Genomic DNA, 9,587 nt, shown 5'->3' with positions numbered 1-9,587 from the left:
TCGCGTGCAGGATCGGCGGCCTTTTCGCGGAAGGCCGCGATCTCTTCCTCGCTGAATTCGACCTTCTGGACGCCCTTTTCGTCAAGGATGCTGTCCCACTTCTTCAGCAGCTCGCCATAGTTGGCGAGGTAGTGATCCAGCGCCTCGTCGACGGAGCTGTCCAGCGCCGCGCGCTCCTCATCGCTCAGGGCGTTATAGGCGTCGATGTTCACCACCACCGGGCAGTTGACGGTGCCGGGGTTCAGGTTCGCCGTCCACCAATCGGCCTTGTTGATGGTGCCAAAGCTGAGATGCGCGTGCTGGGCGAAGGCCACGGTATCCACGACGCCCGATTCCATCGCGTTATAGGCTTCGGATGAGGTCACGGAGGTCGGCACGGCGCCCACCTTTTCGAATGCCTCGCCCAGACCGCCGGTCGCCCGGACGCGCATGCCTTCCATCTTGGCCAGCGTATCGCGCGGCTCGCCGGTGCCCACCAGATTGTACTGCGGCATCGGCGAGGTCATGAGCATCTTGGCGTTCCACTGCTCCATCTCCTTGGCGACAGCGGGATGCGCATAGACCGCACGGCTGACGGCGACTTCCTCATCGAGGTTCGAAACCCCGAGGAAGGGCAGTTCCAGCACCGTGATCGCCTTGTTCTTGTCCGGGTGGTAGCCCGCGCAGAACTGGGCCATCTCGAAAGCACCGATCGAGATACCGTCGAGGTTCTCGCGGTTCTTGGACAGGCCGCCATAGCTCACGTTCATGGTGAATTCGCCATCGGTCTTTTCAGACACGAGTTCCGCGATCTTTTCGATGTGCTCGGTGAAAGCGCGACGCTTGCCCCAGACCGAAACGTTCCATTCGGTGGCGGCAGCTTCGGTCACGAATGCAAAGCTCAGCGCGCCGAGGGCAGCGCCGTTCATCAGATTTTTCATTACATATCTCCCTAGATGCGGACTGTCCGGCCCGCTTGACGCTACGCTAGCGCGCAACGTCAGGCGTGCCAACCCCCGCAACCTGCCTGCCGTTCGCCAGCGGCCCGGGCGCGCGACCGAAGCCGTGCAGGACCATGGTCGCATGTGCAGGGGGCGCGGCCCGGATACAGCGTCCCCGAAGTAGCTGGCCCCTGCAGCATGTTTGCAGGCTTGCCGTCTGTTTTGACCCGCAATTTTCAAACCCGGGCGGTCAAGATTTACAGCCTTTACAGCAACCCGGAAAAATCTTTACCGGCCCTCGCCGTGCCGCGCCTTGCCGGTTCCCTTCCCTAGGGACCGCGTTATGATCCGCCCAGAGGAGACGGGAGCACAGCGGCAGCGCCGCGACGCCCCGATGAGACGACAGGGAGGAACCGATCATGTCCGACGCCGCTACCAAATCCTATCCGCCTTCGAATGACATGAAGGCCAATGCCCATGTCACCGCGGAGACCTATGACCGGATGTACCGCGCCTCCATCGAGGACCCGGAAGGCTTCTGGCGCGAACAGGGCAGCCGGGTGGACTGGATCAAGCCCTTCACGCAGGTGAAGGACGTCAACTTCAAACTGGGCGAGGTCAAGATCAACTGGTACGCGGACGGTGCGCTCAACGTTTCGGCCAATTGCATCGACCGGCATCTGGACAGCCGCGGCGATCAGACGGCGATCATCTGGGAACCGGACGATCCCAAGGATGACGCGCGCCACATCACCTACCGCGAATTGCACGCCAACACCTGCCGCATGGCCAACATCCTGCGGGATCTGGGCGTCGACAAGGGCGACCGGGTGATCATCTATCTGCCGATGATTCCCGAAGCGGCCTATGCCATGCTGGCCTGCGCCCGGATCGGCGCGATCCATTCCATCGTCTTTGCCGGTTTCTCGCCAGACGCGCTGTCGGCCCGCATCAAGGGGTCCGAGGCGAAGGTGGTCATCACCGCTGATTTCGCCCCCCGCGGCGGCCGGGCCACCCCGCTCAAGGCCAACGCGGACAAGGCGCTCAAGAGCTGCGACGACAGCGTTCAATGCCTCGTGGTGCGGCGCACCGGGGGCGATGTCGAATGGAACGATGCGCGCGATCACGACTACAACGCGCTGGCCGAAAAGGCGGATGCCACCTGCGCACCCGCCGAGATGAACGCCGAGGATCCGCTTTTCATCCTCTATACCTCGGGTTCCACCGGGCAGCCCAAGGGCGTGGTTCACACCAGCGGCGGCTATCTGGTCTATGCGGCAATGACCCATCAGATCACCTTCGATTACCATGATGGCGACATCTACTGGTGCACCGCCGATGTGGGCTGGGTGACGGGGCACAGCTATATCGTTTACGGCCCGCTGGCCAACGGGGCCACGACGCTGATGTTCGAAGGCGTGCCCACCTTCCCCGACGCGAGCCGGTTCTGGCAGGTCTGCGAAAAGCACAAGGTGAACCAGTTCTATACGGCCCCCACGGCGATCCGCGCGTTGATGGGTCAGGGCAATGCCTTCGTCGAAAACTGCGATCTCAGCAGTCTCAAGGTGTTGGGCACCGTGGGTGAGCCGATCAACCCCGAGGCATGGAACTGGTACAATGACGTTGTGGGCAAGGGAAACTGCCCCATCGTCGACACATGGTGGCAGACCGAGACGGGCGGCCACCTGATGACCCCCCTGCCCGGCGCCCATGACACGAAGCCCGGCGCTGCCATGAAGCCCTTCTTCGGCATCGAACCGGTCGTGCTGGAGCCCACCTCCGGCGAGGTGGTGAAAGGCAACCCGGCCGAAGGCGTGCTCTGCATCGCCGACAGCTGGCCGGGCCAGATGCGTACCGTCTGGGGCGATCACGAGCGGTTCGAACAGACCTATTTCTCGGACTACAAGGGCTACTACTTCACCGGCGACGGCTGCCGCCGCGATGCCGATGGCGATTACTGGATCACCGGACGGGTCGACGACGTCATCAACGTTTCCGGCCACCGGATGGGCACGGCAGAGGTCGAAAGCGCGCTGGTGGCGCACAAGAAGGTCGCCGAGGCCGCGGTCGTGGGATACCCGCACAACGTCAAGGGTCAGGGCATCTACTGCTATGTCACCTTGATGAGCGGGGAGGAACCTTCGGAAGAGCTGCGCAAGGAGTTGCGCGACTGGGTGCGCTCGGAGATCGGGCCCATCGCCTCGCCCGATCTGATCCAGTGGGCCCCGGGCCTGCCCAAGACACGCTCCGGCAAGATCATGCGCCGCATCCTGCGCAAGATCGCCGAGGACGATTTCGGCGCGCTGGGGGACACCTCCACCCTCGCCGATCCTTCCGTGGTCGATGACCTGATCGAAAACCGGATGAACCGATAGTCGCACCGCCGCAGGGCGCTCCGGTTGATGGAAAAGGGCACCCCATGGGGTGCCCTTGGCACTTCGTGGTGCTGGTGACGGTGCCTTGAAGGGCAGCGCCCGACCGTGGGTGGGCATTTCCGACCGATATGGATGCCACTTTATGGTGCCTCCATGTCTCCGGCGTTCACAAGGTCATCAGCGGGTGCCAAAACGCCCGCCCAAGGGGCGGTCGGGCGCTGCCCAATAGCGTGACATTAACTGCGCCCCCTTTGAAAATAGCTGAAGAGATGTTCGCTCTTGACCGCTCATACATAAATCGTTTGCTTGCCAAATGAACCCAGCATAAACTTACAGAGCTTTGTTACGGAAAAGGATGTGTGAAACATAACTGGCTATCATTGTAAAAGGTGTTGCTTAAATTTTCCGGTGTTGTGTTCAATTACGGACATGTTTTTGTAAAAATGGAACTGGATATGATTGAAAGCTACGACGACTTACTTAACAATATCGAACAACTCGAGCAGGCAAGGAAAAGTGACGGTCAGGTAAAGGCTCTTTACAACAGCCTTATTGGTCTGGGGTCCGTTTTTCTCCCCTATCTAAATGATGACGGCATCGCTTTCGCCCCGTCACGTTTTATCGGATATAGAAACAACACGGTTCTCGGACATAGCCAATTGGAGGATCGGGACGGGCGAAGAACGAATGTAAGGGTGTCGGAGGTTCTGACCGAACAGTATGGTTTCAGAATAGTAAACAAAGTTGATGATGATGCCGCGTACAACTATCAGGTTTTTTGCAATAAGCTCAGTATCGACCCTCGAAATTCGAGAAAATCTTTCTGGTTGACACCGCCGGTAGAAGAGTGGCTTGAAGCCGATGCTGGGAATAGAATTGCTGCGCTTGAACAAGAGATTTCAAACGATAGTTTACTGCCCGAGACGACCCGTGCGGCGATCGTGAAAGCTCGAGTTGGTCAAGGCCTCTTTCGTAGGCTCGTTCTACAATTATACGGTTGCTGCCTAGTTACTAACATTGAAGAGCCTAAACTTCTCGTTGCCTCACACATCAAGCCTTGGAAGGATTGTCGAAAAAACCCGCAGGAATGTCTCGACCCACACAATGCGCTGCTTCTGTCTCCTACTTGGGATAGGCTTTTCGACCAAGGCTTTGTAAGTTTTTCTGAAAATGGTGAAATGCTTATCTCAGATAATCTGACTAACGATGTGCAAGAGGCGCTTAACGCGAACGTGACTTCGATTAAGCTCACGGAACGACAGTCAAGTTATATGGCTTTCCACCGCCGGCTTCACGGTTCTGAGTAAAGACCTGTTATAGCGATTAAATCTTGTAGGGCCATAACCACTCGTCCAGTCGAAGCCTTTATTAGTCAGGTTGCCCCGTGCCACGTAACTCTGTGAGAGGCCGTGACCTGACCTGAATTGAAAAAGGGCACCCCGCGGGGTGCCCCTTCTCTACTCTTCCAACGCGCGGTCAGTTCGCGATGCGCTGCAGGTTGATTTCACCCACACCCACGGCAAAGTTCACCCCGGTCTGGGTATTCACGCTGATCGGCTGAAGCGCCAGCGTATCTTCGGAACCGCCGACCATGGCGTTGGCCCCAAGGCCCACGCCCAGCGTGGCGCCGGCAGAGACACCACGGTAGGTGCCGTTCAGGCCGCCTTCGCTATATTCCGCTTCGGTCGGGGCGAAAACGAGCCACCCCATCTGGCCGTTCTGCGTTTTGCCGATGTCGATCCCGTAGCGGTTGATCTCGCCTACATATGTCTCATCAGGCAGGCCTTCCTGCACGGGGTTGAAGGTACAGACCAGTTCACGGGTGGACCCGAAGATGAAGCCCGTGCCATCCCCCACGTCACAGGACAGCGAACCGACTTCGACGTGGTCCACCGTTTCATTGTCACTCGCGGCGGTCTGCGCCATGCCGGTGGAGGCGAGCGCGGTGCCCGCCAGCAGTGCGGCGGCGGTGAAGGTCATTTTCGTTTTGTTCGTGATGCTCATTTGATCGTCACTTTCCGGCGCCGGGGCGCCTTTTCTGTTGGTGGCATTCGGGTGCCGAGTTCTCCGGCCCTTGTGCGGGGTCCGGGTCGCGTCAGACAGCCAGCACAGTTCCTTTTGGTCTGTGTTGCCTCTCATCCCCGGGCCAACACGGGCCTCTTGGCGAAGTTCCGGATGTTTCGACTTCGTGAGCGGGCATTGGCGGGCGCCTCGGCGGGCATCCGCCGGCGGCTGCGACGTCGCGGCGCATCCCCCGGATGCTGGACAAATCTGCCGGGGCGTGCGACCGCTCCGACATGGTCGACCGCATGTCCAGCTTCATCCCCCATCCCGATGCGACAGAGGATCTGCGCAGCGCCTTCGGGCGTTACGGAACCGGCGTGACGGTCATTACCACGCAGTCGCCCAAGGGGCCGCTCGGCATGACGGCGAACAGCTTTTCCTCCGTCTCGCTGGACCCGCCGCTGGTGCTGTGGTCGCCCGCGCGGGCGTCAAAGCGGCATGACGCTTTCACCAACACCGACATGTTCTGCATTCACGTTCTCAGCGCCGACCAGCAGGACATGGCCCATCATTTCGCGACCGACGGTCTGGATTTCGATCGGTTCGATTGGCGCGAAGGCCCCAATGGCGCCCCGACGCTGGAGGGATGCCTCGCGACCTTTCACTGCGACACCTATGCCGTGCATCCCGCCGGGGATCATTCGCTGGTGCTCGGCCATGTCCGCTGGGCCGCCACCCACCGCGACGATGCGGCGGGGCTGATGTTCGACCGGGGCCGCTACGGCCAGTTCACGCCGGGGGAATGACCGGCGGCGCAGGGCGCGCCGCCGGGCCCTGCGGGATCAGTAATCCTTTTCGTAGAAGATACCGAGCCGGCTGTCGCCGTCCGATCCCAGCGTGCCACGGGCCGTCAGGTTCGGCGTCAGATCGAGGTTGAGCGAAACCTCCCCCGTTCCGTCCGATGCGGCGGTCACATCCGTATAGACGTTCTCGGAGATATATTTGCCCGCACGCAATGCGGTGGCCCCGTCGTCCGTCGTCGTGATGTCCAGATCGTCCAGCCCGAAACCTTCGCGCAGGTTGGAGATCACGCCGGTCCCGCCCCGGCCTGCCAGCGTGGCAACGGCATTGGCCAGCTGCAACGCCTGAAAGGCAGAGATCTCGGTGATATTGCGCCCGAAGAGCAACTGCGCCAGCACCTCGTCCTGTGGCGCGTCAGGCGTGGATTCAAACCGAACCTGTGGTTCGTTGGCAGGCCCCTCCACGATAATGCGCACCTCGCCGGTGGCGGTATCCGTAGCCGTTACGAAGCGAATGAAGGGCACGAAATCGCCCTGGAACTGGATCGAGCCTTCACGCAGGTTGAAACGCTTGCCGAGAATATCGAGCCGCCCCCGGATGAGGTCGAACCGACCCGAAGAGATGATCCGGTTCGTCGTCCCGGTCAGTCGCAGGGATCCGCCCAGTTCGGCATCGAGCCCCCGGCCCCGGACGAAAATCCGGTTGGGTGCGCTGACCAGCACGTCAAGGCGCAGGCCCGGTCCGGCGGCATCATCCGCCTCCGCATCGCCGCTACCTGCCGCATCCTCGTTCAGCCCCGCCTTGGCACGGGTGATCTCGGCAGCGCGGCTGTCGTTCAGGTGGGTGATCGGCGGGATCTCCCCGATGGAGGTCAGCCCGGTGGAGGGGACCGTGATGTTCGTCTCTCCCACGTTCACCTGCCCTGTGATCGCGGCGCCGCCCGTAAGCGGGCCGGCAATGCGCAGCTGACCGCTCAGCGACGTGCGGTAGAGCCGCGGATCGATCAATACGATGTTCTGCAACCCGATCTGGATGTCGGCAGGCAGCGAACCTGTCAGCGTGATCCCGCCCCCGATCCGCAACTGGCCCCCTTCGGAACCGCGCGCGGACAGGTCGATCTGCGCACGGTTGTTGCCGAGCCTCACCGACCCCGCGATGCCCTCCAGCGCGATCCGCAGGTTGGGGGCCGTCAGACTGGCATCTGAAGTCTGGATCGTACCCGAAAGCGAGCCGAGTTCCGGCGGACCGTTGAGCGACAGGTCGAACCGGGCGAGGCCCTGAAGGCTGCGCGGTTCGATGAAGGGATTGGCCAGCCCCAGCGGCGCGGACCCGTCGATATCGAGCGCGAGCGTTCCGTCAGGGTTCACCAGCCCCGCGATCCGCGCCTGCGTGCCTGAGGGGCCGGTGGCATCGGTATCGATGCGCCACGCCTCCCCCTGCCGCCGCGCGGTGCCATTGACGGAAAGCGGGCCAGAGATCTCATCCACGAAGACGCCGACATTGGGCAGCGATACGTCGAAGGACACGGCGGCCGATGGCCCGGTCACCACCCCCTCGATCGCGGCGCGGGCGGAATAGGGGCCGCTTACGTTGGTGTCCACGGCGATGCCTGCCGGGGTTTGCCGCAGGGTGCCGGTGGCATTCAGCGGCCCGTTCACCTGCGGCACCAGCGGCTGCACGTTGGGCACCGAGACATCGAATGTCAGCGACATGTTGGGGCCGGTGGCCACGCCTTCCACCGCGGCGCGCGCGCCATACGGCCCATTGGCGACCGTGTCGACGACGATGCCGCGCGGGGTCTGACGGACCGTGCCGCTGGCGTTCAGCGGCCCGTTCACCTGCGGCACCAGCGGATGGAGGTTGGGCACCGAAACGTCGAAGGCAAGGTTCATGTCAGGCCCCGTCGCCAGACCGGAAACGCTGGCCTGCGCGCCGTATGGCCCGGAAAGCTCCGTATCCACCACGATCCCCTCGGGGCTTTGCGCGACTGTGCCGGTCGCTTCCAACGCGCCGGAAAGCTGCGGCACGAAAGGTTTGACGTCCGGCACCGTCAGCGCGAATTCAAGCGACATGTCGGGGCCGGTGGCCAGCCCTTCGACCATGGCACGGGCGCCATAGGGCCCGCTGGCGCGGGTGTCGATGACGAACCCCTGTGGCGTCTGATGCAGGGTACCTTCGGCGAGCAGTGCCCCCCGGACGCTTGGCACGAATTGTTCGACCTGCGGCACGGCCAGTTCGAATTCGATCGGGTTCCCCTCCCCGTCCGCCACCCCGGACGCGGTGGCGCGCACGCCGTAGGGGCCGGTGGCATCGACCTCGACGGCAAGGCCCTTGTCGGTCTGGCGGATATCACCCGTCGCGTTCACGGCGCCCTCGACGCTCGGAACGAAAGGCTGGATGTCCGGAATACTCACGTCAAATTCCAGCGCCATGTTCGGGCCGGTGGCGATGCCTTGCACCATGGCGCGGGCCTCTTCCGGCCCTTCGGCCTTGACCGAAACGGCAAGGCCGCCCTCGGCCTGCCGCACCGATCCCGCCGCGGTGAGGGGGCCGGAAACATTGGGGACAAGCGGCTGCAGATCAGGCATGGCGACGTCGAACCTCACGGCAAGGTCGGGGCCGGTCACCGTTCCCTCGACCGTAGCGGTCGACTCGTAGGGGCCGGCGGCGTCCATATCGACGACAAGCCCGGTTTCCCCCTGGCTGAGGTTGCCCTGAAGCGAAAGCGGCCCTTCGACCGAGGGCACCAAGGGCTGCACATCCGGCAGGCGGACATCGAAATCAAGCGACAGGCGCGGGCCGGTGGCGATGCCCTCGACCATGGCGCGCAGATCATAGGGGCCGTCCGCAGTGACATCGACGGCGATGCCTTCCTGCGTCTGCGTAACGGTGCCCGACGCGTTCAGGCCGCCCTCGGCAATCTGGGGAACATAGGGCGCGAGGCGCGGCACCGCGAGGTCGAAGGCGATGTCCAGCTTCGGGGTCACCAGACCCTCGACGCTGGCGCGGATATCGTCCGGGCCGTCGATGACAGTCTCCAGCCGGAAGCCGTCCTCGGTCTGGCGCAGGGTGCCGTCGGCCTCCAGCGGGCCGGTTGCCTGCGGAACGAAAGGCTGCATGTCGGGCACGTCGGCGGCAAAGGTCAGCAGCGCATTAGGGCCGGTCGCAAGCCCGTTGACGGTGATCCGGCTTTCATAGGGTCCTTCCACATCGGCGGCCACGGTCCAGCCGCGCGCATCCTGCGTGGCATCCACGGTTGCGGCAACTGCGCCGGTATATTGCGGCGCCACGCGCGCAATATCGTCGAGCCGGAACGATACGTTCGCCCGGCTGTCGTTGCTGCGCAGTTCCACCGATCCCGACAGGTTGATCGCCTCGTTTTCCAGCACGAGGTCCCGCAGGTAGGTGCCAGTTTCGTTGCGGCGCGCCTGCAGGCTCAGTTCGGTGCGCCCGCCCAGAACCGCATCCGCCTGCTCGATCCCCAGCG

General features: G+C 62.7%; 6 protein-coding genes. 3 read left to right on the top strand and 3 right to left on the bottom strand.

All coding sequences use genetic code 11. From position 1 onward, the window contains the following. Positions 1 to 920 (bottom strand): TRAP transporter substrate-binding protein DctP (dctP, locus tag A3764_RS00825; RefSeq protein ID WP_067951037.1); only part of this gene is annotated, 920 nt, incomplete at its 3' end. A gap of 419 nt (positions 921 to 1,339) precedes the next feature. Between dctP and acs the strand changes: the two genes are divergently transcribed. Both acs and A3764_RS00815 read left to right on the top strand, forming a co-directional pair. Continuing rightward, positions 1,340 to 3,295 carry an acetate--CoA ligase gene (gene acs / locus A3764_RS00820; protein WP_067925439.1) on the top strand — a complete coding sequence of 652 codons (1,956 nt, stop codon included), beginning with the start codon at positions 1,340 to 1,342 and terminating at the stop codon, positions 3,293 to 3,295. A gap of 455 nt (positions 3,296 to 3,750) precedes the next feature. Continuing rightward, positions 3,751 to 4,602: an HNH endonuclease gene (locus tag A3764_RS00815; protein ID WP_161487195.1), complete on the top strand. Its 852-nt coding sequence runs from the start codon at positions 3,751 to 3,753 to the stop codon at positions 4,600 to 4,602. Positions 4,603 to 4,771: 169 nt separating this feature from the next. Here the strand turns inward: A3764_RS00815 and A3764_RS00810 are convergent, their stop codons facing one another. Further along, positions 4,772 to 5,299 (bottom strand): DUF992 domain-containing protein, encoded by a 528-nt coding sequence (locus A3764_RS00810; RefSeq protein WP_082850918.1) that lies wholly within the window; start codon positions 5,297 to 5,299, stop codon positions 4,772 to 4,774. A gap of 293 nt (positions 5,300 to 5,592) precedes the next feature. Here A3764_RS00810 and A3764_RS00805 point away from each other — a divergent pair, with 293 nt between their 5' ends. Then, positions 5,593 to 6,105, top strand: a complete 513-nt coding sequence (locus tag A3764_RS00805) for a flavin reductase family protein (protein ID WP_067925476.1) — start codon at positions 5,593 to 5,595, stop codon at positions 6,103 to 6,105. A gap of 36 nt (positions 6,106 to 6,141) precedes the next feature. On the opposite strand, the gene A3764_RS00800 is transcribed toward A3764_RS00805, so the two are convergent. Next, a partial coding sequence (locus tag A3764_RS00800; protein ID WP_067951035.1) for a translocation/assembly module TamB domain-containing protein occupies positions 6,142 to 9,587 on the bottom strand: 3,446 nt, incomplete at its 5' end.

This window comes from Sulfitobacter sp. HI0129 (assembly GCF_001635395.1).
GTDB lineage: Bacteria > Pseudomonadota > Alphaproteobacteria > Rhodobacterales > Rhodobacteraceae > Sulfitobacter.
The sequence above is the reverse complement of the archived record's forward strand: the minus strand, read 5'-3'. Positions and strand labels throughout refer to the sequence as shown.